Genomic DNA, 1296 nt, shown 5'->3' on the forward strand with positions numbered 1-1296 from the left:
AGAGATGATGAGGTGTCACCCGCGACGGCGGCCTGACTCTGACCTCGATTGGCGCCGGTGGGCTGTCCTTGTGTGGATCTGTCGACCGCCGTCGTGGGTGACGCGTTCGACGTCACCGACGTGACGGCTGTGACTTCATAGGAGCTTGCGCCACAAGCACCCATCTCTGTCTTGTCCAACCGTCAACGCCGGTGATGCCACCTATCCACCGGAAATTGAGGACGGTAGAACAAGCATGACAAGTAAGGCAGGGTTGCGTCACATCGTCGCCGGGGTTGATACCCACAAATTGATCCATCATGGCGCCCTCCTCGACGCCAACACGGGAAAGCTGCTGGCAGAACAGGAGTTTCCGGCGACCCGTGCCGGCTATCGGAAAATGCTGTCCTGGATGGGCTCGTACGGCGAGGTGGTCAAGGCTGGGCTGGAGGGCACGGGTTCCTACGGCGCTGGGCTGCACCGCTATCTGCAACAGCATGAGGTGACAGTGATCGAAGTGGCTCGACCCAACCGCCAAGATCGACGCCGACAAGGCAAATCTGACCCGATCGATGCGATCAACGCAGCGCGGGCGGTGTTGAGCGAGTCGGCAACCACTACCCCGAAAGACCGCGACGGGTACGTCGAATCGGTGCGCCAGATCCGCGCCACCCGGCGCAGCGCCACCAAAGCCCGCCGGGCCGCATTGCATCAGATGCACGGTCTACTGTGGTGCGCCCCCGAAGAGCTGCGCACCAAACTGGGCAGCTATGACCGAGCCGCCCTGGTTTCGCGATGCGCACGGCTGCGCATTCCCGCTAGCGCCAGCCTTGATGACCCCGCGATGAACGCCCGCCGCATGCTGCGTCGACTGGCCAAACGTATCCAGATGCTTGACGACGAAATCGCCGAGGCCAACCACGAACTTGGCGACCTGCTTACCCGGCACACGCCGAATCTGCTGGCCGTCAACGGCGTCGGTACCGAGGCCGCAGGACAAATCCTGACAACCGCCGGGGAGAACATCGACCGTCTCAAATCCGAAGCATCGCTGGCCCGTCTGTGCGGCGTGGCCCCCATCCCGGCCAGCAGCGGTAACACCACACGGCACCGACTGCACCGCGGCGGCGACCGACAAGCTAACAGCTCGATCCACCTGATCGTGGTCAACCGGCTGCGCTGGCATGACCCAACGAAGATGTACGCGGCCCGCCGCACCGAAGAGGGCAAGTCGAAAAAGGAAATCATGCGCTGCCTCAAACGAGCGGTAGTCCGCGAGCTATACCGAGCCCTCCAAGCCGATCTCAACCCTCAAAA

General features: G+C 62.7%; 1 protein-coding gene. It reads left to right on the forward strand.

The window, feature by feature from the left end; genetic code table 11:
- Positions 1 to 235 precede the first annotated feature (235 nt).
- A partial coding sequence (locus tag DQP56_RS24290) for an IS110 family RNA-guided transposase (RefSeq protein WP_112689626.1) occupies positions 236 to 1296 on the forward strand: 1061 nt, incomplete at its 3' end.

Origin of the sequence: Mycolicibacter senuensis, from assembly GCF_003284925.1 — a bacterium.
Taxonomy (GTDB): domain Bacteria; phylum Actinomycetota; class Actinomycetes; order Mycobacteriales; family Mycobacteriaceae; genus Mycobacterium; species Mycobacterium algericum_A.